This is a genomic window from Vibrio sp. B183 (genome assembly GCF_000740665.1).
Lineage (GTDB): Bacteria > Pseudomonadota > Gammaproteobacteria > Enterobacterales > Vibrionaceae > Vibrio > Vibrio coralliilyticus.
Genome location: NZ_JPQB01000015.1, coordinates 392,727 through 414,885, shown reverse-complemented (window position 1 = coordinate 414,885; position 22,159 = coordinate 392,727). Strand labels below are relative to the sequence as shown.

At 39.8% G+C, this 22,159-nt stretch carries 31 protein-coding genes; all 31 read right to left on the bottom strand.

Annotated elements, in window-relative coordinates:
- Window positions 1–103: 103 nt before the first annotated feature.
- The 31 genes from IX95_RS18240 to IX95_RS18085 all read right to left on the bottom strand — a co-directional run bounded on the left by IX95_RS18240 (window position 104) and on the right by IX95_RS18085 (window position 21,989).
- Window positions 104–616 carry a hypothetical protein gene (locus IX95_RS18240; RefSeq protein ID WP_009705227.1) on the bottom strand — a complete coding sequence of 171 codons (513 nt, stop codon included), beginning with the start codon at window positions 614–616 and terminating at the stop codon, window positions 104–106.
- A 143-nt stretch (window positions 617–759) separates the two neighbouring features.
- Window positions 760–1,023 (bottom strand): hypothetical protein, encoded by a 264-nt coding sequence (locus IX95_RS18235; protein ID WP_038162691.1) that lies wholly within the window; start codon window positions 1,021–1,023, stop codon window positions 760–762.
- Between the two features lie 97 nt (window positions 1,024–1,120).
- Window positions 1,121–1,453, bottom strand: coding sequence for a hypothetical protein (locus tag IX95_RS18230; protein WP_038162688.1), 333 nt, complete (start codon window positions 1,451–1,453; stop codon window positions 1,121–1,123).
- A gap of 143 nt (window positions 1,454–1,596) precedes the next feature.
- Window positions 1,597–1,980 (bottom strand): hypothetical protein, encoded by a 384-nt coding sequence (locus IX95_RS18225; RefSeq protein ID WP_038162685.1) that lies wholly within the window; start codon window positions 1,978–1,980, stop codon window positions 1,597–1,599.
- A 181-nt stretch (window positions 1,981–2,161) separates the two neighbouring features.
- Window positions 2,162–2,476, bottom strand: coding sequence for a N(4)-acetylcytidine aminohydrolase (yqfB, locus tag IX95_RS18220; protein WP_038162683.1), 315 nt, complete (start codon window positions 2,474–2,476; stop codon window positions 2,162–2,164).
- Window positions 2,477–2,652: 176 nt separating this feature from the next.
- Window positions 2,653–3,489, bottom strand: coding sequence for a hypothetical protein (locus IX95_RS18215; RefSeq protein WP_038162682.1), 837 nt, complete (start codon window positions 3,487–3,489; stop codon window positions 2,653–2,655).
- A gap of 236 nt (window positions 3,490–3,725) precedes the next feature.
- Entirely contained in the window at window positions 3,726–4,262 is a 537-nt protein-coding gene (locus IX95_RS18210; RefSeq protein ID WP_038162679.1) for a hypothetical protein, read from the bottom strand.
- A 146-nt stretch (window positions 4,263–4,408) separates the two neighbouring features.
- Complete coding sequence (locus IX95_RS18205; protein ID WP_081885452.1) at window positions 4,409–5,536, bottom strand: HNH endonuclease; 1,128 nt, start codon at window positions 5,534–5,536, stop codon at window positions 4,409–4,411.
- A gap of 128 nt (window positions 5,537–5,664) precedes the next feature.
- Window positions 5,665–6,066 (bottom strand): GFA family protein, encoded by a 402-nt coding sequence (locus IX95_RS18200; protein WP_200876949.1) that lies wholly within the window; start codon window positions 6,064–6,066, stop codon window positions 5,665–5,667.
- Between the two features lie 724 nt (window positions 6,067–6,790).
- Window positions 6,791–7,348 (bottom strand): hypothetical protein, encoded by a 558-nt coding sequence (locus IX95_RS18195; RefSeq protein ID WP_038162672.1) that lies wholly within the window; start codon window positions 7,346–7,348, stop codon window positions 6,791–6,793.
- 140 nt (window positions 7,349–7,488) lie between these two features.
- Window positions 7,489–8,175: a DUF4145 domain-containing protein gene (locus tag IX95_RS18190; RefSeq protein ID WP_038162669.1), complete on the bottom strand. Its 687-nt coding sequence runs from the start codon at window positions 8,173–8,175 to the stop codon at window positions 7,489–7,491.
- A gap of 141 nt (window positions 8,176–8,316) precedes the next feature.
- Window positions 8,317–8,931 (bottom strand): hypothetical protein, encoded by a 615-nt coding sequence (locus IX95_RS26555; protein WP_038162667.1) that lies wholly within the window; start codon window positions 8,929–8,931, stop codon window positions 8,317–8,319.
- A gap of 614 nt (window positions 8,932–9,545) precedes the next feature.
- Complete coding sequence (locus IX95_RS18175) at window positions 9,546–9,923, bottom strand: hypothetical protein (protein WP_038162662.1); 378 nt, start codon at window positions 9,921–9,923, stop codon at window positions 9,546–9,548.
- 153 nt (window positions 9,924–10,076) lie between these two features.
- Window positions 10,077–10,436: a hypothetical protein gene (locus tag IX95_RS18170; protein ID WP_038162660.1), complete on the bottom strand. Its 360-nt coding sequence runs from the start codon at window positions 10,434–10,436 to the stop codon at window positions 10,077–10,079.
- A gap of 135 nt (window positions 10,437–10,571) precedes the next feature.
- A complete protein-coding gene (locus IX95_RS18165) occupies window positions 10,572–10,889 on the bottom strand; it encodes a hypothetical protein (RefSeq protein ID WP_038162658.1) in 318 nt (105 codons plus the stop codon).
- 139 nt (window positions 10,890–11,028) lie between these two features.
- Window positions 11,029–11,559 carry a Pycsar system effector family protein gene (locus IX95_RS18160; protein WP_038162656.1) on the bottom strand — a complete coding sequence of 177 codons (531 nt, stop codon included), beginning with the start codon at window positions 11,557–11,559 and terminating at the stop codon, window positions 11,029–11,031.
- Window positions 11,556–12,506, bottom strand: a complete 951-nt coding sequence (locus IX95_RS18155) for an adenylate/guanylate cyclase domain-containing protein (RefSeq protein ID WP_038162653.1) — start codon at window positions 12,504–12,506, stop codon at window positions 11,556–11,558. Before IX95_RS18155 ends, IX95_RS18160 begins: the two co-directional genes overlap by 4 nt.
- A gap of 134 nt (window positions 12,507–12,640) precedes the next feature.
- Entirely contained in the window at window positions 12,641–13,114 is a 474-nt protein-coding gene (locus tag IX95_RS18150; protein WP_038162652.1) for a hypothetical protein, read from the bottom strand.
- A gap of 137 nt (window positions 13,115–13,251) precedes the next feature.
- Window positions 13,252–13,665: an RDD family protein gene (locus tag IX95_RS18145; RefSeq protein WP_038162647.1), complete on the bottom strand. Its 414-nt coding sequence runs from the start codon at window positions 13,663–13,665 to the stop codon at window positions 13,252–13,254.
- A gap of 645 nt (window positions 13,666–14,310) precedes the next feature.
- Window positions 14,311–14,628: a CPCC family cysteine-rich protein gene (locus IX95_RS25995; RefSeq protein WP_081885450.1), complete on the bottom strand. Its 318-nt coding sequence runs from the start codon at window positions 14,626–14,628 to the stop codon at window positions 14,311–14,313.
- A gap of 133 nt (window positions 14,629–14,761) precedes the next feature.
- Window positions 14,762–15,274, bottom strand: coding sequence for a hypothetical protein (locus tag IX95_RS18135; RefSeq protein ID WP_038162643.1), 513 nt, complete (start codon window positions 15,272–15,274; stop codon window positions 14,762–14,764).
- 146 nt (window positions 15,275–15,420) lie between these two features.
- Window positions 15,421–15,933 carry a DUF4145 domain-containing protein gene (locus tag IX95_RS18130; RefSeq protein ID WP_038162639.1) on the bottom strand — a complete coding sequence of 171 codons (513 nt, stop codon included), beginning with the start codon at window positions 15,931–15,933 and terminating at the stop codon, window positions 15,421–15,423.
- A 144-nt stretch (window positions 15,934–16,077) separates the two neighbouring features.
- A complete protein-coding gene (locus IX95_RS18125; protein ID WP_038162636.1) occupies window positions 16,078–16,566 on the bottom strand; it encodes a DUF523 domain-containing protein in 489 nt (162 codons plus the stop codon).
- A gap of 116 nt (window positions 16,567–16,682) precedes the next feature.
- Window positions 16,683–17,435, bottom strand: a complete 753-nt coding sequence (locus IX95_RS18120) for a hypothetical protein (RefSeq protein ID WP_038162634.1) — start codon at window positions 17,433–17,435, stop codon at window positions 16,683–16,685.
- A gap of 143 nt (window positions 17,436–17,578) precedes the next feature.
- Window positions 17,579–18,085 (bottom strand): hypothetical protein, encoded by a 507-nt coding sequence (locus tag IX95_RS18115; RefSeq protein WP_038162631.1) that lies wholly within the window; start codon window positions 18,083–18,085, stop codon window positions 17,579–17,581.
- Window positions 18,086–18,247: 162 nt separating this feature from the next.
- Window positions 18,248–18,580 (bottom strand): hypothetical protein, encoded by a 333-nt coding sequence (locus tag IX95_RS18110; protein WP_025625109.1) that lies wholly within the window; start codon window positions 18,578–18,580, stop codon window positions 18,248–18,250.
- A 175-nt stretch (window positions 18,581–18,755) separates the two neighbouring features.
- On the bottom strand, window positions 18,756–19,079 hold the full coding sequence (locus tag IX95_RS27025; protein WP_038162625.1) for a hypothetical protein: 324 nt from the start codon (window positions 19,077–19,079) through the stop codon (window positions 18,756–18,758).
- Between the two features lie 146 nt (window positions 19,080–19,225).
- On the bottom strand, window positions 19,226–19,678 hold the full coding sequence (locus IX95_RS18100; RefSeq protein WP_038162620.1) for a DUF6998 domain-containing protein: 453 nt from the start codon (window positions 19,676–19,678) through the stop codon (window positions 19,226–19,228).
- A 135-nt stretch (window positions 19,679–19,813) separates the two neighbouring features.
- A complete protein-coding gene (locus IX95_RS18095) occupies window positions 19,814–20,314 on the bottom strand; it encodes a hypothetical protein (protein ID WP_235202647.1) in 501 nt (166 codons plus the stop codon).
- Between the two features lie 603 nt (window positions 20,315–20,917).
- On the bottom strand, window positions 20,918–21,289 hold the full coding sequence (locus tag IX95_RS18090) for a hypothetical protein (protein WP_152562046.1): 372 nt from the start codon (window positions 21,287–21,289) through the stop codon (window positions 20,918–20,920).
- Between the two features lie 358 nt (window positions 21,290–21,647).
- On the bottom strand, window positions 21,648–21,989 hold the full coding sequence (locus IX95_RS18085; protein ID WP_038162614.1) for a hypothetical protein: 342 nt from the start codon (window positions 21,987–21,989) through the stop codon (window positions 21,648–21,650).
- Between the last annotated feature and the right edge of the window lie 170 nt (window positions 21,990–22,159).

The following is a 22,159-nucleotide window of genomic DNA, read 5'->3' as shown; positions in this document are numbered from 1 at the left end:
GGTGTGAGGCACACAATACCGAAGCCTACGCATACCACCTTAACCACTAAACTTGACGCATAGTAAAAATGCCACGCGTGCCGAATCACTCTTGAACAATTTGTTATGCATATTTCACACAGGTGCGCCAAAACTCCAAATCTTGAGGTGTGACTTTGTCACCCCAACCTTCGTTTTGTGAGAACAATGAGAACTTGAACGGTGTTAAAACCGGCAGTTGTTCTATGCCACTAGCTGAAATGACACTTTCAAGTGCAGCCATTGATTGTTCGTTTTCAGCCGCTCCCCAAAAACTACCCCATAAAATATCGGTTACGCCACCGACAATAGTCCTAAACTGACTCTCGCCGATACCGTTTTGAGCGAGGGAAAGCTGTAAATCCTCAGGAAATTCATCACCTAGCCCACAATTTACTAAAGTGGGTCGTTTAGATTCCCAAGGCTCGAATTCGTCTGAACCATCAACGAGAAACCAATCCCATAAGTGCTCTAAAAACTCCTGATTATCATGAAGTTCTAAACCATGAAGAACACAGAAACGCTCAAAGATAAGCAGACCAATTGCAGCTCGTGCATTGATAGACAACCTTTTACATTCGCTCGTGTATGAGTCCATTATTCTCTCTAATATGCATAACGCCTTGTTAAGGTGTGAGGCATGCAATACCTAAGCATCCGCATAATACCTTAACCACTAAAACTAACGCATAGTAAAAATGCCAAGCGTGCCGAATCACTCTTAAACAATTTGTTATAAGGTTACTCACAGCGAATGATTACTGTACCTAACCCATAATCCACTTCACCAAGTCGCTTATTTAAATGAATGCTTTTTGGCAATACAAATCGGCTTTCAATTAAATCAAAGTCTATTGGCTTTTTTAAAATACAAAGATAACCAGTAGGATTAGAGCTCCACGTATAGTCAGTAAAGACTTCATTCCCACTTTCCAAGAGCAACTCAAGAATCGGATTAAGAATTCTGTATTTTGGACCAATAACCTTATCTGTAAGCTCTATCATCAAATACCTTATAACGCCCAACTAAGGGGCAAATAATTAGCTTGGCTATAATTTTGAGCGCAGCGACAAAAGCCAAGCTTTATTTGTCCCGCTTTAGTTACTTGTTAGCTGTTTTTTCTCTTTGCTCTAATTGATAAAGCTTATATTCAGGGTTATCTATAGATATCTTACCTGTTCGAATTTTACGTTCACATGTTGAGCAAGAAAATAAATCATCTAATTTGAATTGCTGTCTGGCATATTCAAGACGCTTACCGCAAAAATCACAAAACCTCATCCCCACTTGAGTTATCCATGCCACAAAAACGAGTACAAAGCCAATCCATAATAATATTGGAACGTGAAAATAAAAGCATCCAATAATGCAAAGAAAGCCAGTTAAACCGATAATGTTTGAAATAGAATTTCTAAAAAGTATATCTTCGTTCAATTTTACATCCTTGTAGAGAAACAGCTAACGCCCTGCTAAGTGGCTAGCAACGCAGCCCATGCTACTTAAACTAGCCACCGTAAACACTTTACCAAACTAGAACCAAAATTGCCGAGCGTTGATAGTCCGTCTTAAACAGTTTGTTATATGCCATTTTGGGCAATAAAATCAGCAATTGTATTCTCTTGGCGCTTACTACCAACTAACCATTCCACAACCCATTCAGTTACACGTTCTCCCGTTTTGTGAATGAACTTCCCTGTTTCAGGTTCATCGATCCACTCAAGTTGTTTAACTAAAACCAACGGTTTTTCAGAACCTTCAGTATTACTTGAAAACTCAAGAGCCTCTTCATAAGTGTGAAATGCGTAATAGTATATTTCTCCATCAAATTCGTCGGGGGCACCTTGCCACGGCCGACACCAAACCCGGTATTCTAGAACTTGATCATAAAAATACCCACCACCTGATTTAGTGCTTGCTGGGTACTCTCCAACCATATTCTTATTTATTGAATTAGGATACATTTTTAAATCTCCATGGCATATAACGCCCAATTAAGGGGTGAACAACGCCTCCACCCACACCTAAAGCATTGTGCCATAAACACTAAATTTGAAGTATAAGCAAAAGTGCCAAGCGTTGTGAATCCCTCTTAAATTGCTTGTTATATGCGTGACTCAAGGGGTTTCATAACTTGCAAACTTGTTAATCAAAGACTTTGAAGCTTATAAAACACAAGCTCTTTTCTGTTGGGTATATCTTTCGCAAAATCCATTTGAGCATGAAGACAAATGGAAGGTTTTCTGCTTTTGCATGCTTTCTATTGAGCTTATCAAAGTTCACATGCTCAACACCGACAATTTCTAGTCTACAAATTTTCCGCCCATCTTCGTGAGTAAGTGCTTCAACAACCTGCCCTTGATAATAATGGCTTTCAGATTTATCCCTAATCGTTGCAGTCTTTTTACCAGAAAGGATCTGGCGCTCTAGCCTTGTGAAAAATGTAATTTTATCCACCATTGAACACCTGCTTCCTTACAGATTCTTCCAAGCATATAACGCCCAATTAAGGGGTGAGCAACGCCACCACTCAAACTTAAAGCATTGTGCCATAAACACAAAATTTGAAGTAGAAGCAAAAATGCCAAGCGTTGGGAATCCCTCTTAAATTGTTTGTTAGGCTTATTTCTCAACGACTAGAGATTACTTAATATTGCCTTTGCGTGCTTTATGGTAGAAGAATTACAATTTCGAATAAATGACGTCTTAACGGGAGGGCGAATTGTATCAAAGGACAAGCTAGCCGAGCCATTAACTGCAAATTCAACTTCCTCATACAAGACGCTTAAATCAAATTCGTCTATTTTAGCATGGTATTCTTGGCAAACTTCTTCATTCGGCTTAACACCACCAATGATATACAACAAAACTACCTTAACTGAGCCTTCTGAGATCCAACTATGCTCTTGTATTACTCCATCTACGACAGGGGTTGTAAACTTTTTGGGAGGGATATACATCAAACCGTTTTGTTCAAGGCAAGCTGGATAGTTATCTTCACACCATATTTCATTGTCAGCACGTATATCAACTCTAGTCTTATTAATTAGCGAATACCAACTGTCACTGAAGCTAACTTTTGAAAAACGTAATGTCTTGCTCCATATATCATCAGGTTCAATTGATTGAGGGTAAAATTCATACCATTCATTGAACATCATTTGACCTTTTTTCGGCAGTTTTATATCAGAAGCCCTATACACAAAAGAATCTGATGATTTTTTTTGGGTTACAAAAGCATATACATCATGAATTGCCCCTTTCACTTCCCCACTATTCCCAAAGGTTATAGGAACGTTTAGTGTTATCCCATTATATGGATGGGGCAATATCTGCATATAATTTATAGACCTAGGCTCCAAATCGTAGTCATCAAAATATTTATAAATTGGTTGAAACTGAGAAAGCAATACGGCGACAGCGGCGACAGCCAATGACAATAAATCGTGATTATCTTTATTTATTCCAAACATGTATTAGTACAATTGTCAGTCAATGAATTTCAATAAAATATAGACTATTTCTGATGCTACATTGAAAAACGTCGGATTCACTTTATCAACTAGCATTAAAACAAATTGAATTAGCCTAACGCTCAATTAAGGGGTGAACAACGCCTTCACCCAAACCTAAGGCATTGTGCCATAAACACTAAATTTGAAGTAGAAGCAAAAATGCCAAGCGTTGTGAATCCCTCTTAAATTGCTTGTTATGTGCACTTTCCTAACATTGCACCTTTCCATAATTTGTCTTTTATTCCAGGCAATGTCGGACCTATGTCTGAAATATTATGTGATACTTCATAACGAGAGCCATTCGCTGAGATAACCTCTAACGATACGATCGTATATTTATCGACCGTACGATCTAAATCTGGTGGTAGTGGAAAATCGAGATCATATCTGATAGTGAATACTTTAATCTGACCAGGTTTAACAATATATCGCTCCTTGTCATAAATATCGATATTGAGATAAACCGAATCGTGTCTTAATGGACCAAGAGGAGAAGCTCCCAATAACACTGAGGTGTCTTTAACAAAGAGTTCCTGTTGACCTGTATTACTAAATGTATATGTCAGTATTCGAGCAAAACCGTTCTCATCTGTAGACTGACAAAAATAATGACTACATAGCGTTAGTACACCTTTTGTGGGGCGGCGAAAATGCGAAAGATAGAGTGTAAAACATGAAATCAACACAGCTACGATCGATATTCCTAACGTAATAATATCTTTATCTTCCACTAATACCTCCTGTGCACATAACGCCCAATTAAGGTGTGAAGCACGCTACCACGGTACTTAATTTGACCACCATAATCACTGAACTTAACCCAAACCAAAAATGCCAAGCGTGCTGAATCACTCTTAAATTGTTTGTTATACGCGTACTAACGCTTGCCTATTCCCATCTGATGTATCATAAGCGGCAAAACTTCTTCTGTAAAAACTGATGACAACTTCCCTATATGTTCCGGTAGAATCTGTTCCCCTTCTTTAATCCCAGCTTCCTCAAGCGCTTTTTGTAATGCAAGATCAATAACTCGTGTTCTTTCCTGATCTGAGTGCAACTCCAAATGAACTGGAATTATTGATGACATTACGTTTTCAATAGACCCATTAGGAATTGCTTTATAATCATAAGCAGCTTGTATTTCAGTAATTGAAAGGTCTAATTGAACTTCTAAATCTAATTCCTCACCAGAGACGGGATCAATTGCATATTGGTGAGTAAATGGATCGCCTTGATATTCTTGCCCAAGGCAACCGACGACCCTTTGAACACCAAAATATTCTGCATAAAACGTAATCAGACCTGTTTTCTGATCACCTTGCACTGCAACGCAGTGTAAAGGCACACCTGATGGTCGATTAAGAATAAGATCTTGAATATAGTAATACCCAAAACAAGCTTCTGCGTTGGGATCTGTCAGGTATGCGATAGCATTTTGACACGATGCCGTTGGCTGCCCTACGTCACTAACTACTGCTAATGCAGACTTTACAATAGAACGCCCAGCATCTGTACCTCCAAAACTTAACTTGAACTCTATCATTTCAGGGCTATACGTAGACTTAACTTGAGCATTATCTAAAAGGGTGTCAACATTTGCCTTTGGATATTTTCTTTGAACACCTTTAAGCATCCCTTTGGCTTCTTGCACTGTTCTAGCTTGAATAGAAATTTGAACTTGATCACCTACAATATTTTCTTGATATTGGGGTTTTGGTAGAGTCATGCGTCCATCATGCTCAAGGAAAATTTCGTTACCATCGGTCATGCTGAATTTTTGACGAGGAGCATTGCCTCTTTCTCTTGAGATTCTAAAAAATAGACTCAATGGGTTTAACTGTTTTGCTAGTTCATTTTCCCACGTATCACCAGATTTGTTATTGCAGGTGTTACAAATGAAGCCTGTGACTTTCTTGCGGCCCCCTATTGCATTAGGAATGATATGCTCTTTCGTATCATTATCTTGTGTGATCATGTCACCACACAACGTACAATTTGAACTCATTTTGTACCACCATTAATATTTATTTCTGCTAAGCGTATAACGCCGCATTAAGGCGTGGAGTAACGTGTGCCAAACTTTGAGCGAAGCGAAAACTGGCACACGTTACGGAATCGCTCTTAAATGCATTGTTATGAAGCTTTTCTATCGGATGGGTGATTTACCCCATCGTTAGTTATAACTTCACCAAGGTCAAACGGGTTGACACCTTCCAAGCAACCGATGTTAAAACCATACTCGTGAGGATTTGAGCGCCTCTGATGGTGTGTGTAGATGCCGCAATTTGAACAGAAGTAGTGTTTCGCTGTATTCGTATTGAACTGATAAAGTTTGAGAAACTCTTTACCTTTGATGATTTCGATACCACTGAGGTCAACTGAACCCACAATAGCGCCCTTTCTTCTGCAAATTGAACAGTCACACCTTCTTGGGTTTTCGATTCCATTAGGCAACGACAGCTCTAAAACCACTGAACCACAATGACAAGTTGCCTTATGCTTGGGTAAAATTTCCGTATTACCAACCTTTTTGATCATGTAAACGCCTCCTTGCTTCATAACGCCGCATTAAGGGGTGAACAACGCGACCACCCAACTAAAACATTGTGCCATAAAACACTTAACCTGACCTAGAGTGAAAACTGCCAAGCGTTGAGAATCCCTCTTGAATGCTTTGTTATGTTTATCTACAACCCCATGATTTACTTGATAAAGAACTGCTATTCTTAACTAGCTTTCTGAGCAAAACCACAAGGTAGAAACAAGCTTGAACACCAAAGGCGACCAACCCAAAACAAGTAAATCCACTTCCCTGCCCAAAGAGGCACCCCGACTACCTTTCAACAAGCGCCCTCTCTTTCCAACCAAAGCGCAAAACAATGGCAAATTGCCGAGGCAACTGCCAAGCTGAAATGCTAATTGGCTTAGAACCTTAAAGCGACTTTGAGCCAGTTAAACCTGAAACCGACCGCCACGACCTGACAATGAAGCAACCCACGAACATTGGCATGTTTTACGGCCTAAGTGATTCAAGAATTTAGGCCGACAATGCGGATTTGCTGAGTCTACTAGGGACGAATTGCCAGAGGGACAAAGAACTAAAGCCTAAGATACTTAAGCCTTTGAAATACAAGTAAACATAACGCCGCGTTAAGTGGTGAGCAACGCAGACCACCCTACCTAAACCATTGTGCCGTAAACACTAAAGCTGAATCAAACCGAAAATGCCGAGCGTTGGGAATCAGTCTTAAACGCTTTGTTATGTTTGTTGTTCAGCAAGAGCTTTAGCAAAGATCTTTGATAGTGAGTTAGGGTCTGAAATTGAATCAAAAACCACCCCTACGTGCTTTGAAAAGCTTTCAATCACAGAAATAGGTTGGGAACATGGCTCATTAGGCTTTGCCAATTCGCTTCTAAGCGCTACAAATAACTTTGTCTCAGCTATATCTTTTATCGAGTCTAAAGTTAATTCTATAGCTAGGTTATGAGCAATGTTGTTTCGAATACGATTTAGACATCTGATTCCAGCAATGAACTCTTCCAACTGTGGTTCGTTTGCTTTCTCTACAAGATCTACCTTTTGTGCGAAGGTTAGCTTGTCAGCTTTTTTCCGAGAAGGTGATAATGAACAAGACACTAAGTAGCCTGCCATATAGTGCTCAACGAACAAATGAGCGCGAAGTACTCTACCGATTATCTCTGTATGCTGATGCCATTTAGAGTTTATTTCCTGTATCGAGCGGTCTGAATTTATCCTTAGTTGTTCAACGCCACCTGATAATTCAATAACTTTCGAAATTACTTCTGCTTGATTCATTCAGATATTTCCTCGTAAAACATAACGCCCTGTTAAGGTGTGAGCAACGCTATACCGAAGCTCCCGCATACCACCTTAAACACTAAAAACCAACGCATGGTAAAAATGCCACGCGTTGCGAATCACTCTTAAACAGTTTGTTAGCCGTCTTTTGGAAATACGTTCTCAACACGTGCCGGAATGATGTATGTTCCTTCAAGCATATGCTCAATAATTTGCAGGGCCAGTTCTAGCTGCCTTGAATCATGTGCTTTCACTTCGTGCGCTGCAGAGTTCCCTAACACCCTTAGCTTATGCAATGTATCAGCACCTTCTTTAGTGACAATTGATCTAGTTTTTAAAGTGTTTATTTTTCGGTATAGATCGCGACCTTCAGCTTGGAGATCTTTACAGATGGTTTCAACAATTGCTCGAATACCAATACCCGCTAGGATAAATTGATCATTTTCTAACGATAAAACCGTTTCTTTGTATATTTGTTGAACAGTATAGGGAAGCAAGTGTGATTCTAAAGATTTAACCCCTTCCACGCGTCCTGGATAATACTTAATAGTTTCAGGGTGATACGGACCTTCATGGTCATATTCAACATCTTCAGAAAAAGTTGAAACAGTTCGAAAAGAGACTGTCTGGCAGCCTAAACACTGAATTGTCTGATTCTTGCAATGCCAATCAACTGAGTTACCACCTCCACAGTCTTCACTTCCATCCTCATCAAAGGATGACACAATTGAGTGTAGTGTAAGTCCAGAGCACTCTTTGCAATATAAACGCTGTTTTTCTTCTTCATCTGTAGACAATTTATACGTTTTCGTAATTTCACCCATCGATACCTCCATACTCTGACGGCTAACGCCGCGTTAAGTGGTGAGCAACGCTACCACCATACCTAAACTATTGTGCCGTAAACACTAAAGCCGATTCGAACTGAAAATGCCAAGCGTTGTGAATCCGTCTTAAACGCCTTGTTATACGCAAACTCGATTACACGCTTCAATCTCGATACTCTTTAATTTGGGGCATTTTTCTGTGCCATTCAAAGAAGATAGAAGTGGGCAGTTATAGAGATCCAGCAACTTCAACTTAGATAGGCGCTCTATTCCATCAAGGTTTTCTAGCTTTCTCGAAGTAAGGTACAACTGTTCTAAGTTTTTCATACCACTTAGCGACTCTAGGTTCTGATTTGGGTAATTCTGGATATTTAACTTCCTGACTTTATTGAGGGTAAGCACTGAACTTAGACCTTTAGACCAAGTAGCTAAAAAAACCTTCAAATCGGAAAAGTTCGAAAAATCTATTTTTTGTTGGCTTTTGCATTGAAGTCCTACTACTTCCAACTGTGGTAAAGATTCAATACTCTTCAACCCAGTTGCATCCCAAACATATATCTCCAAACTTTTTAAAAAAGTAAGTTTTGATATGAACGAAATGTCTCGTTCTTTGAAACCCAATGAGTTAGCCAATCGAAGAGCCTTGATGTTGTTAGAAAGCATGTAATTTAAGACATGATCTGACCAAGAGCCCTTTAAGATTAAGACCTTACCTACCCCATTTTCATCATCACGAATTTCGAATTTGTCCATTTCTCGCCTTTGCGTATAACGCCGCGTTAATGGGAAAGCAACGCTGCCACCAACTTAAACCATTGTGCCATAAACACAAAAACTAAACTGTGAGCCAAAACTGCCAAGCGTTGGTTGTCCGATTGAACGCTTGGTTATGGAAACCTAAGGCAACCACTACAATCACCGCAACGCATGAGCGCTTTGCAATCACAAACCCCAACAAACCAGTATGCAGCAACCCAAATGAAGCCTAAAGATTAAACCTAGCAACAATGATACAGCCAACTAAAACCAAGAAGGGCCGCCCCACTGAAGCCACGTTCCAGCTAATTGCCGCAATACAAATTTTACTTGGGAGCCAGATGTAAACGGCAGATTAGCCGTCATGAAAAACTCAAAGCGGCTTTTCACCAGAGATAAAGATATTGAGCCTAATCGACACATAAGAATGGCCATGAAGCTCGCAGCGAAAGCTGAACCAACAAACAAAATAAGAACTAAATCTTGCTGCACCATAACGCCCTGTTAAAGGGTGAGCAACGCAATACCGAAGTCGCCGCATACCGCCTTAAACACTAAAACCAACGCATAGTAAAAATGCCACGCGTTGCGAATCCCTCTTGAACAGATTGTTATGCGACTGGTGATGATAGCTTTGAATTTGCCATTCTTACGACCTGGCGTACAGGCTGCAAATGAATTTCAGCAATAATTGCGGATACAAAACCCATTATCACTACGGGAATGCCAACCGAAAAACTAAACCACATTGCGCCACTTAACTCTGGCTGTCCCCACTGACTAAAAAGCGACGATAGAATTGAAAAAAGTGCCAGCGTCAAAGCGATAAGCTGAGTCCAAGTATGAGTAGACACCACAAAAGTATTTGAATAGGCACTTTTCCGAATAATCGCCTTACCCGTTAATGCCCCCATTTTCACTCGAATACTTGAATTGCTACCAGAGACTTCATAGCCCTGAGCAACTAACTGATCAATTATTTCTTCCACTCGAAACTCCTATTTCTGGGTCGCATAACGCCCAATTAAGGGGTGAACAACGCGACCACCCAACCTAAAGCATTGTACCGTAACCACTAAAACTGAAGTAGAAGCAAAAGTGCCAAGCGTTGCGAATCCCTCTTAAATTGCTTGTTATGTATATCAACCGTATAGTGAGATATTAATATTTGGATTCACGGATACCCTTACTCCATAAGGAATTGGTGATATTCCATCGTACCTACTGCCAAAACTTTTCGCAGGAGCAAACTCTAGGTACTCACCTGTTGAATCCAGTTTCCTGATTACTCCCTCACAACCAATTAGTCTCATTGAAAATAGAGTAGATTGATTGGGACAATTAATAAGTTCAAATCGCACGTCGCCATCATATTGATACACCGTAATAGAAAGCTGTATACCCCCTTTTTCTACAGTGTATTTATGCCAGATTCCATCTACTTCTTGCTCAGGAATAACCTCTAGGACTGTCAATACATCTATTTCATCCCAAACTAACATTTAAACTCCCAATATACATAACGCCCTGTTAAGGTGTGAACAACGCAATACCGAAGCTCCCGCATACCACCTTAAACACAAAACGCAACGCATAGCAAAAGTGCCAAGCGTTGCGAATCACTCTTAAACAGATTGTTATGTGATTTTGTCAAACCCCAATCGAATAGCCGCGGCAGCAAGAACAAAATAAACTATTAAAAATGATGTGCTTAGCAATGCATTCTTATACTTGCCTATATTTGCTTCATCGAACGCTTGCATCGCTTCTTTCGCTGAAAACACCATATAACCGAGAGCCCAAAGCGCTAACACAGCCATTGTAAACTTAATCAACACTGGATTTGCATCAGCTTTATCCATGCCACGGCTTAGCAATTCAGCAGCCACAAGCATTGCTGCTGGAGCCACAAGTCTTTTAATTGCCTTATCAATAATATCGAGAACTTCAGTCATTTCTTCCTCAATCACATAACGCCGCGTTAAGTGGCGAACAACGCAACCACCCAACCTAAAAATTACACCCTAAACACCGAAGCCAATTTGAACTAAAGATGCTGAGCGTTGAGAGTCCGTCTTAAACGCTTGGTTATGACTAGTCTCTAAACGCGACTACCATAAGCAAACCAATGGGTGTAATTAGCCCTGCAATAAACCAATAAATAGCACTTGAAAACATTTTAAACTTGATAGTTGCAATTTTAGAGTTATTTACGACTTGCTCGCAGAGAGCCAAATCTAACTTACTATTTCTGCTTTTAACACCACTTTCAACCAATAGATTTAAATAGCTTGTCTTAGAGTGTTTACAAATATCCCCGAAGAAAAATGGATTATCACCGTCTTCCTTTTCACCAAATTTTAGCCAAAATGGTGGCTTAAGCCTTGGAATAAAAGACAACAGAGAAATTAGCACAGAACCTGAGATACAAAACAGCAAGAAATATAAATAGTATTGAATGTATATATTCATTGATGTGAAAGAGTTCAAGACTCTAAAAATACCAAACATTGAAGCACTACCAACACCTATTAGCACACCATTTTTGGCTTCAGCGAATTTTAACCAATCAATCGTCACCTTTAAGTGCCCATCTAGAAGCTCATCTATTGATTCACCTTTCATATATCATTTACCGCCGTCTTAATTACGTCACCACCAAAGACTTTACCTTGATAATCTCGAACATCTAATGTTTTCTCTGAAAACCAACCATTCTTTACTATGTCAGAGTTTGGTCTTACAGCTTTGAATCCGTTGTATACTTTTTCAGTCATCAATATCGGGCTATTCACCGTAGTCTTCTGGTTAATAGTTGTTAAATAAAAAGATGAAAAGTATTGTTCTTTGTGTATTAACTTTTGAGTAAATGTTTTTTCTAAACTGTTTAAAAAGTCTTCATACGTTCTATTTTGCCAGTGCCATACATCAGTCAATGGAAAATAAAGTCCCTCTTTAACCCCTTGCTCGGAAGTGTATACTTCTTTATTTGCTAAGTCAGTCAACCTAGATGCAACATTTGCTGGTTTACCTAGCCAAACAAGCGTTCTATAAAACTCTTTTTCATCACCTTGCTTGATAGATCCAGATTTAGTTATAAGCATTTCTCCATGGTCTATTCCAATGCCTGCGCTAAATTCAAAGGAAGAAATTCTTTTATTCAAAATATGCTTACAAACAGTGTTCATCAATATTGCAGTGTCAACAGCATTTGTATAACAATCTTGTTTATCAAATACGACCATTACTCTATCACCTATGATATTTCTTACGTGCCCTCCATAATACCGAGCACAAGAAAGCATAGAACTGACAAAACTTGAATAGACTTTTGCTAGTGTTTTAGGTCTCTTCGATGCGCTAATTTTTGCCGAATTACGAATATCTACATATAACACACAGCTTTCGAGACGCTTACACTTTTTTTTCTTAGTATCATGATTTTCATAAGTAATTGAAGAATCTGAAAATGAAGGCACATAGTCGGTTTCAACAATTTCCACATCAAAATTTGATGAATTTACAGTTTTCACTGATTCATCTATTTCTTTTAAAAAGTCTACTAAACTCAATTATTCCTCCTAGTCATAACGCCGCGTTAAGGGGTGAACAACGCCACCACCTAACCTAAGCCATTGTGCCGTAAACACTTCAGCTGAATCAAACCTAAAATTCCCAGCGTTGAGAATCCCTCTTAAACGCCTTGTTATGTTTGATAAATAACGGGGACTTTTAATGTTGATAATCTATCGATAAAACGTTGAGAAACACCATAAATATAGAAATAATCATCCTTAACATTTGCACCTGCTATTAGCTTATTGCCCGAATAAAACTGCCACTCACTTATTCCCCATTCAAGATCTGACTTAAAGCACATCAACCCTCTTCCCATTGAACGGCTGATAATATGTATGGAGTCTCGATTAAATTTATAGTGCTTAGACGTTTCTCGAAAACAATTTGTGTTGTAACTAAAAAAACAAACTTCTTTAGTGAATACCCCCAGGTAAAATTCGGAAATACTTTCCTTGAACCGCTTTTGTTGGCGATCGCAACCTCTATCAATAGACGAGTTGAATTGAACGGAAAAGTTATCAACGCTTAAACGCAACAATTCCTCAAATATTAGCAAACTCGCTTTGTATGTAAGCTCACAATCTTCGATACCAACGTTCATATCCAACCTTAAAACATAACGCCCTGTTAAGGTGTGAGCAACGCAATACCGAAGCTCCCGCATACAACCTTAATAACTTAAACCAACGCATGGTAAGAATGCCACGCGTTGCGAATCACTCTTAAACAGTTTGTTAGCTAATTTACTACAACGATTGTTTTCGCAAGTTTGTCACCTAATCTCTGCCTTCTTTTACCTAGAATAAAGATCGCGTCAATCATGCCGATTATTGGTGTCAAAACATTGCGGAAAAACGACTGAGGAAAACTACAACTTTTTCCTGTAACTGAGTCTATAACTGAGATACCTAGTAGCTTCTTACCAAGGCTTTGACCTTTTGCGAAACCATCAGAAAGTAGGAAATAAAAAGCAGCGGCAGAAAAGGCGATTAAGCCAGATGAGTCTTGGGATAAACCAATTAATGTACCGAGCCAAAGAAAGAAAATGAATATTGCGGCACTTATTGCACCATCAATGATTTGTCCTAAATACCGAAGACCCGGGCTTGCAAGCCTATGCGATTCGATAATCGAATCTCTATCTGTTTCCACTTACTTCTCCTCCATGTGAGTTAGATATCGAATAAATTTGCTAACGACGTGTTAAGTGGTGAGCAACGCACCACCACACTTAATAAAGCCACCTTAAACACTGCACATAATTTGCAACCAAAACTGCCGAGCGTTGAGAATCCAGCTTGAACACATTGTTAATAAAGTACTTTCGGCGCGCTCTAGAGCCAAACAAACCACTAAATCCAACACCACAAACCAACCAAACCTTTACTGGCTGCTGACCCACTTTGATTTCCAGAGAACAAATGACAGCAAACGCCAAACCTAAGGTTACAAAGGACGAGCCACCCACTGAAGTTACGGACAGTTAACTGCCACAACGACGAACTTCTGAGAGTGATGTCGGTTGCTGGCATATTAGCGCTATCGAAGAATTCAAATGGCATTACACCAAAGAAACGACGAACCCAAAGCGCACGTGCAAGCTAGAACTCAACGGCTAAACCAAAAGCACATGACCAACTACTTGCCATAAAGCACTATTCGTTTACAGCAAGCTTATTAACGCCGCATTAAGGTGTGAGCAACGTTACCACAAAATTTAACCACACCACCGTAAACACTAAGCCCAACGACGGAATGAAAAATGCCAAGCGTTGGGAATCACTCTTAAATGCTTGGTTATATTTTGTTCCTTGAGACCACTCGATATTCTAAATAGTAGTTTCGTAAATTTGTATCGGTTTTACTAGGAGATCGACAATGTCGCAAATCCTTTTTTTCAGCTGCTCCAAACACCAAGAAGTTAAATCTTGCTTCACTCAATGAAACACCGTTAGGCCCACCTAGAAATTTTTCAGAATCTGGATCATCCTGCCCATCATCTTCCCAAAAACAGATTTCACATATTTCATACTCAGCAGGCTTTCCAATAGTCGCGTACCCACAACAAGGGCATGCATACAAAGTATCCTTAGCTTGCTCTCGAATTTTACTCATGTAGCCCCCAGAAATATAACGCCTTGTTAAGGTGTGAGGCACACAATACCGAAGCCTACGCATACTACCTTAACCACTAAACTTGACGCATAGCAAAAATGCCACGCGTGCCGAATCACTCTTGAACAATTTGTTATGCATATTTCACACAGGTGCGCCAAAACTCCAAATCTTGAGATGTGATTTTGTCACCCCAACCATCATTTTGTAAAAACAATGAAAACTTGAAGGGTGTTAAAACCGGCAGTTGTTCTATGCCACTAGCTGAAATGACATTTTCAAGTGCAACCATTGATTGTTCGTTTTCAGCCGCTCCCCAAAAACTACCCCATAAAATATCGGTTATCCCACCGACAAGAGTCCTAAATTGATTCTCGCCGATACCTTTTTGAGCGAGGGAGAGCCTTAAATCCTCGGGAAATTCGTCACCTAGCCCACAATTTACTAAAGTGGGTCGTTTAGATTCCCAAGGCTCGAATTCGTCTGGACCATCAACGAGAAACCAATCCCATAAGTGCTCTAAAAACTCCTGATTATCATGAAGTTCTAAACCATGAAGAACACAGAAGCGCTCAAAGACAAGCAGACCAATTGCAGCTCGTGCATTGATAGACAACCTTTTACATTCGCTCGTATATGAGTTCATTATTCTCTCTAATATGCATAACGCCCTGTTAAGGTGTGAGCAACGCAATACCGATGCTGCGCATACCACCTTAAACACTAGAACCAACGCATAGTAAAAATGCCACGCGTTGCGAATCACTCTTAAACAGTTTGTTAAATGCGTGGCTAATTTTTACCATCAAGCCATTCAGATACAGCAAAAAAATACTCGATAGCCTCTGAGCCATATGTGTCTTTGCTGCCTTGTTTTAGTATTCGTGTTATGTCTTGAACTAACTGGTTCCCCTTAATTAGCGCATCCATTTCGCACATGATGTTTGCCCTAAAAGCCAAACGCCCGCTCTCACTAGACAAGAGTTTTTCATGTTCTATGCAGATACTATGAGCAATGTTATTTCTTGCCTTCCTAGCGGCGTGAATACTGTCCTCTGAATGCGTTGGTAAACTATACTCAGATACCAATGACCGAATTTTTTCATACAAAGTACCTGACTTCAAAAGCATGTAGACCTCGAATGAAAACTCATTATTTGTGTTCACAACATCTGTCAAATGAGCCAACGTTCTACAGTTGTGTTCAAAATCTGTAGCGTATGCTAACGCACGACCAAGAAGTGCATATGACTCAGAGATTTCTAGATTTGTACTTGGCATTGGTAATAATGGATGTGATGTCATTGATTCCTACTTCTACCGAAAAGCATTTAACGCCCTGTTAAGGGGTGAGCAACGCAATACCAATGCCGCCGCATACCACCTTAATCACTAAAATCAACGCATAGTAAAAATGCCACGCGTTGCGAATCACTCTTGAACAGTTTGTTAGCTATTTTTTTCCAACGCCTCTCGGAGCTTAGCTATCGTATGTTGACTGTAGACTTTAATACCATTGCGCTCTAACAATGCAGTGGCTACCCCTGAACCATCGACTTTAATCCCGTTGAATGTGCCATCATAAATTTTTGAACTGCCACAGGAAGGACTGCCTTCAGCAAGAATCGCGTACTTTATTTGCTGGTTTTTGCAAAGTTCCAAAGCCTTTTCTGCCCCACTTACAAATTGTTCCGTAACATCGATGCCATCATTTCCAACAACGTTTGCCAAACCATCCAGCACATCAACACCTTTACCAGTAATAATTTCAGCTGGTGCTCTAGGAATAGGTAAACCTGCTGATACTTCGGGGCAAAAAATCACTAGTTCTGTGTATGACTTTAGCCAGAGCAACTCAGGCTCTGGGATTGATAAACAGCTCGCATTGTATCTAACGTTGTTTCCAACCAAACATGAACTAACGAGAACTTTTACCACTGGAACTCCTTTATATACGAGAGATAGCTAACGCCGCATTAAGGTGTAAGCAGCGCTTGGCTATACTTGAGCGAAGCGAAACTGCCAAGCGTTGCGAATCACTCTTAAATGCTTTGTTATGAAGAAAACTGTGCCTTAGCTTCATTTTCATATTTATTACAGCTTACACCCCAATTACTTTCGTTTTCAAAGTAGTTAAGCAATGCTTCTAGTTTTTTTGGATCATCTTCTATAACCCGTAAACTTTTATCAATTGGTACCCGAGCGGTAATCTTGTTTTTAAATATGTCCCCATATGCCAAATTCTGGAGGCAGACTTGGAAATCTCCTAAGTAGCAAGATGCATCGGATGTATACTCCAGCATTCTTTTTAGGCATGTAGTGCTAGTTGTATCTTCCCTGAGCTTCATGACATCGTGAACGATAGATTGAAGTGAATATCTAAATGTTTTAAATAACATAGGGTGAACTATTTCATGAGACTCAATTTTGCTAACAATTAGAAGTAGAGCTTGGATAACTCTTTTAGATAATTCTGAATATTCTTGGTGATCCAACAATGCGACTTGATCTGGAATGCTATTTTTAACTGTACAATATGAGTTAACTTCTCTAATAACTGCTGAACTCTGTTCGATTAGAAGGCTAACGTCTTTAAAGAGTTCAATTCGAGTATTTCGCTTTGTCTCTTCTTTTTGAGCTTTAATAGCGTTGCTATGTTGTTTCGATATCTGCTTAAATGCAATATAAATCGAGGCTATGACTGCGAAAGCAGTTAGTGCTGGCCCCGCAAAATCTCTAGCTACTTCATAGCAAGACGCTTCACTAATAAAACTGCAACTTTTTTCAACGATCTTCGAGGCTACCACTTGCTATCCTTTTTTCATAACGCCGCATTAAGTGGTGAGCAACGCAGACCACCAGACTTAAAGTATTGTGCCGTAAACACTAAAATTGAAGCAAACCAAAAATGTCGAGCGTTGGGAATCCGTCTTAAATGCTTTGTTATGTGCTATTTTACGTGCTGATTTATTAACTTTTCCAACTTTAATTGCGCTGCTTCAAACCAAGTATGAAGCTCTTCATTAGCTTCTATATAAGGGTGGTCACTAGGAATCGTATCCCCATTTTTGAGCTTTAGTTCACTTAATTCATCCATTCCTAAGCTGATGATATCTGAAGAGATAGAAGTATCTATCTTTGACTGGCGAAAATATAGACTACACAAAGTGTCAATCTTAATTCCAAGCCCTACAAACTTTTCAATAAGCTTTTCATCGTAATTCTTACCTAGATTGAGCGAGCGATTTACCTCGGTACCTAACGAGTAAAACTCATGTACGGCTCCTGTAAGCTCTTCTAACTTTTCTATAGCCCTTTCCTTGCTATCTCGCTTCCTAATGAACCATTGATTTAGCAATAAAAGAGTAACAGCAAGAGTTGTCGATATAGCGACCGTAAATAGCTTCGCTTGTTCTGTAGGCTCAGAGAATACCGTAGAAAACCATTCAAATATCATCAAAATTCCTTGCATACTGCGATAGCACATAACGCCGCGTTAACGGGTGAACAACGCCACCACCTAGCCTAAACCATTGTGCCGTAAACACTAAAACTGAATCAAACTGAAAATGCCAAGCGTTGAGAATCCCTCTTAAACGCCTTGTTATGTGCGTAGTTATTAATAGCTGATCTGCTGCAATACTTCTTTTGAATCAGCTTCTTTCCAACGTTGTATAAGCTTAGATTGTGTAGTTGGAACTGTTTCAAGTTCGATACGATAAGCTTCTCGATAGGAACGTTTTGCAAATATGGGTTTCAGATACTCAGCAAAGTCTACTGCTAGTTCGATAGATTCTAGATATATAGGTTTGCTTCTGAGCCTCCCTTTTGGAGAAACACTCAATTTTACTTCTGACTGATCACTATCTTCCCAGTGAGGGGATTGAAGATTACGAGGTAGAAGAGCATTTTCCACCCAAACATGAATAGTCGTATAACCAGTTTCATCCATTGATTAAGTTCTCTCATCGTCATTTTTCGAAGTAGCACATAACGCCCTGTTAAGGGGTGAGCAACGCAATACCAAAGCCGCCGCATACCACCTTAACCACTAAAACCAACGCATATTGAAAATGCCACGCGTTGCGAATCCCTCTTGAACAGTTTGTTAGCTGCAAATTCCACCGTCAAAGATCAAACTCTAAGTTATAAACTTTGAAGACATTCACTAAAGGCTCTTCCCAACCGAGGCACACTCGTAACTGTTCAACTATGGGTTTAACTTGGCTCTTGGCCACGTTAATTTCTACTTTTAACAGTGGGTAGTTTTCCACTTTTCCCTTATCTCCAAATATGGGAGTTGAGCCATCGAGAGCTCGGTGAGACCCTGTAACCGACCCAATAGCCCAGCAGTGATCATAGTTTCCGATTTTATCGACACTTGACTCATGTAAAGTACTTAGAACTAGGTCTTGTTGCTCAGGTGTGCAAAAAATTTCTAGTTTATACATCTGATTTTTAATCTCCAAAATACCGATTGCAGCTAACGCCTTGCTAAGGTGCGGCTAAACCACTGAACTCAAGCAAAGCCACCGTAATCACTAAACTCAACCGAACCAAAAATGCCGAAGGTTAGCCGTCACTCTTAAGCAATTTGTTATGCGGCGGTTATTGGAAGTTGATATTGTGCCTCTATTTCCAACATTAACTTTTGCATCCTACTCACTGACAAAGATCTCTGCCCATTTTTCTGCATTTTACCCGCATTGTCCCAAGCAAGTTTGCCAGGGCCATTGTAAATTGTTTCACTTGAACCAGATGGTAGAATTTTTAAGACTAGCAGGTGCTCAGGCTCCGAACGTAACCCGATTGATTTGCTTTGAGTTGCTTTTACTTGAACTAATTTACCACAAGGGCTTTTGCCGTCGTGTGTTTCAGCAGATGCAGTAAACAGCTCTAACCCGTAATGATATTCAGCTAACACTTCGCCTATGCTTCCTACTAAGTGACCATCAGGGGTGAAATGACGTCCGGTAAACATTGCCTCCAGTTCATTGACTATTTCGTACAACTTCCGAATTTTCTCAGGGATCTGCTTTACACTACTCATCTATTACTTCCAAACTCAAGTTTTCTGTTGCCGCATAACGCCGCGTTAAGGCGCAGAGTAGCGTGTGCCAAACTTGAGCGAAGCGAAACCGGCACACGTTACGGAGTCGCTCTTAAACGCTTTGTTATGTGAAAATTAATTTGGGCAGAGAAAAGAACCTACTAAAGGCTCTTCCACAACCTCACACTCTAACGTTCCATTTACTGAGAGTTTTAGAGGGTTCAAAGGTGTACAACATTCATCTTCAGGCGCTATGGAGTTTTCGACTTGGTACTTAAAAATGTTGTCGTTATCTTGCCTATAAGTAAACTCACACCCCGAAAACTCACCATTAGTATCGCCAAGAACCATACCATAGCGTGTAACTATCCGAAATCTGTCTTCAAACTCGGTAAAAGTTTGAGAGACAATTTCAACATTCCCCTCATAGCATTCGAATATAGTCTCTATAAATTCATGTTCGTTCAAAGCACTACTAATATTTACTGGTCGAAAATAAATATAGGGGCGGCAAAGGACGCTATTATTGTAGCGAAATACAACGCTAAGCTCGTCTTCCCCTATGTATTCGTATTCATTTTTATTCAAAGTTATATGCTGCGTGAAGTACGCTAATTTGAGCATTATATCTTTCACTATCTAATACCTTTACTTAGAGCTAACAATGGCTTCAGGAGAATTTTCACATAACGCCGCGTTAATGGGCAAGCAACGCTGCCACAAACTTAAAACATTGTGCTATAAACACAAAAACCAAACTGTGAGCCAAAACTGCTAAGCGTTGGTTGTCCAATTAAACGCTTGGTTATGGAAACCTAAGACAACCAACACACTCACCGCAAAGCATGGGCTCATTGTGACCACCAAAAACAACAAACCAGTATGCAGCAACCCAATGAAATCCATAGAAGAAACCCAACAACAACGATGCAGCCAACTAAAACAAAGAAGGGCCGCCCCACTAAAGCCAAGCTACAGCTAATTGCCGTAATGCAAATTTAACTTGGGAGCCAAATGCAAACGGCAGATTAGCCTTAGCGAAATACCCAAATCGGCTTTTCACCAGAGATTTAAATTTGGAATCTAGTGGGCATGCCTAACCTGCCGTGAAACTCGTAGCAAACACTGAACCAACAAGCCAAGTAAGAGCTATATTTTGCTGCACCATAACGCCGCATTAAGGTGTGAGCAACGCTACATAGAAACTAAACCACTGCGCCATAAACACGAAACCCAACGCTAAACTGGTAATACCAAGCGTTGGGAATCACTCTTAAATGCTTTGTTATGTATATGGTCACCGATAGCATAGGCAAGCCCAGGGACTAAATCAGCAGATATGTAACGACGACCCTTACTGTCTTTCGTGGTAAATGTATCTATCAGCGTCATTTTGTTATTTTTGCGAATTTTCTCATTCAACGATTGTAGCTCTTCTTTATTACTATACAGGTAAACCCAGATACTTTGCTGATGCTTACTGTTCAACTTGGAAACTAGTGCAAAGTATTTGTAACCTTTCTTTGTAGCCAACTCGGATGCTCGATTTATGTAGTTTGACAGGCTATGTGCCTCTATTTCTTGACTTTTAGGGGCATTAAGGTACTTCATAATTGGGTCTAAAGTCCTTTGAGTACTACCTGAACTTTGGCACCCTAGCAACGTGAAAAGAAATACAAATACAACTACAACTACCACTCTCATTTTGTTTACAACCTTTATAAAATACTAGTTAAAGCAACATTGATATAAAATACTATTGAATTTACAAAATTAAATACAAAAAGAAAATAAAGCGTAAAAAGGAAGCGCACTTATTAAAGTCAAACTAACACTTTTATTGAATATACATAACGCCGCGTTAATGGGCAGGCAACGCTGCCAAAAAACTAAATCATTGTGGTATAAACACTAATGCTAAACTGTGAACCAAAACTGCCAAGCGTTGACTGTCCAATTGAACGCTTTGTTATGCTTTGCCTTGAAGTAGGCGATAAAAGTTCCAAATTAGCCCATATAAGCCAACATATACCAATATCGGAGCTATTTGATTTAGTGTGCTAACACAAACTAAATAATCCATACAATATACCCCACCCCATGCTTTGAAAACATCGAATGCTAAACTGATTGTAGCCAACACAAGAGGAGCTCCAGCTAACACCACTACTCCAAACATCACATGAAAAGCATATGGGTAGTCACGTTCCAAATATGGCTCAGGAATTAACAGGAAGATAATGTAGCCGAGTAGGGATATGCTAAGCATTACTGCCAATACTTTCAAATATCGTATATTTTTGCTTGCCATTATAAATCCTATATTGGAGCATAACGCCGCGTTAATGGGCAAGCAACGCTGCCACAAACTTAAACCATTGTGCCATAAACACAAAAACTAAACTGTGAGCCAAAACTGCCAAGCGTTGGTTGTCCAATTAAACGCTTGGTTATGGAAAACTAAGACAACCAACACACTCA

Excerpts from the sequence above, each read along its gene's own strand:
- IX95_RS18240 (WP_009705227.1), bottom strand. The coding sequence starts at position 616 with ATGGACTCATACACGAGCGAATGTAAAAGGTTGTCTATCAATGCACGA.
- IX95_RS18235 (WP_038162691.1), bottom strand. The coding sequence starts at position 1,023 with ATGATAGAGCTTACAGATAAGGTTATTGGTCCAAAATACAGAATTCTT.
- IX95_RS18225 (WP_038162685.1), bottom strand. The coding sequence starts at position 1,980 with ATGTATCCTAATTCAATAAATAAGAATATGGTTGGAGAGTACCCAGCA.
- yqfB (WP_038162683.1), bottom strand. The coding sequence starts at position 2,476 with ATGGTGGATAAAATTACATTTTTCACAAGGCTAGAGCGCCAGATCCTT.
- IX95_RS18215 (WP_038162682.1), bottom strand. The coding sequence starts at position 3,489 with ATGTTTGGAATAAATAAAGATAATCACGATTTATTGTCATTGGCTGTC.
- IX95_RS18205 (WP_081885452.1), bottom strand. The coding sequence starts at position 5,536 with ATGAGTTCAAATTGTACGTTGTGTGGTGACATGATCACACAAGATAAT.
- IX95_RS18195 (WP_038162672.1), bottom strand. The coding sequence starts at position 7,348 with ATGAATCAAGCAGAAGTAATTTCGAAAGTTATTGAATTATCAGGTGGC.
- IX95_RS18190 (WP_038162669.1), bottom strand. The coding sequence starts at position 8,175 with ATGGGTGAAATTACGAAAACGTATAAATTGTCTACAGATGAAGAAGAA.
- IX95_RS26555 (WP_038162667.1), bottom strand. The coding sequence starts at position 8,931 with ATGGACAAATTCGAAATTCGTGATGATGAAAATGGGGTAGGTAAGGTC.
- IX95_RS18170 (WP_038162660.1), bottom strand. The coding sequence starts at position 10,436 with ATGTTAGTTTGGGATGAAATAGATGTATTGACAGTCCTAGAGGTTATT.
- IX95_RS18165 (WP_038162658.1), bottom strand. The coding sequence starts at position 10,889 with ATGACTGAAGTTCTCGATATTATTGATAAGGCAATTAAAAGACTTGTG.
- IX95_RS18160 (WP_038162656.1), bottom strand. The coding sequence starts at position 11,559 with ATGAAAGGTGAATCAATAGATGAGCTTCTAGATGGGCACTTAAAGGTG.
- IX95_RS18150 (WP_038162652.1), bottom strand. The coding sequence starts at position 13,114 with ATGAACGTTGGTATCGAAGATTGTGAGCTTACATACAAAGCGAGTTTG.
- IX95_RS25995 (WP_081885450.1), bottom strand. The coding sequence starts at position 14,628 with ATGAGTAAAATTCGAGAGCAAGCTAAGGATACTTTGTATGCATGCCCT.
- IX95_RS18135 (WP_038162643.1), bottom strand. The coding sequence starts at position 15,274 with ATGAACTCATATACGAGCGAATGTAAAAGGTTGTCTATCAATGCACGA.
- IX95_RS18130 (WP_038162639.1), bottom strand. The coding sequence starts at position 15,933 with ATGACATCACATCCATTATTACCAATGCCAAGTACAAATCTAGAAATC.
- IX95_RS18115 (WP_038162631.1), bottom strand. The coding sequence starts at position 18,085 with ATGATATTTGAATGGTTTTCTACGGTATTCTCTGAGCCTACAGAACAA.
- IX95_RS18110 (WP_025625109.1), bottom strand. The coding sequence starts at position 18,580 with ATGGATGAAACTGGTTATACGACTATTCATGTTTGGGTGGAAAATGCT.
- IX95_RS27025 (WP_038162625.1), bottom strand. The coding sequence starts at position 19,079 with ATGTATAAACTAGAAATTTTTTGCACACCTGAGCAACAAGACCTAGTT.
- IX95_RS18100 (WP_038162620.1), bottom strand. The coding sequence starts at position 19,678 with ATGAGTAGTGTAAAGCAGATCCCTGAGAAAATTCGGAAGTTGTACGAA.
- IX95_RS18090 (WP_152562046.1), bottom strand. The coding sequence starts at position 21,289 with ATGAAGTACCTTAATGCCCCTAAAAGTCAAGAAATAGAGGCACATAGC.
- IX95_RS18085 (WP_038162614.1), bottom strand. The coding sequence starts at position 21,989 with ATGGCAAGCAAAAATATACGATATTTGAAAGTATTGGCAGTAATGCTT.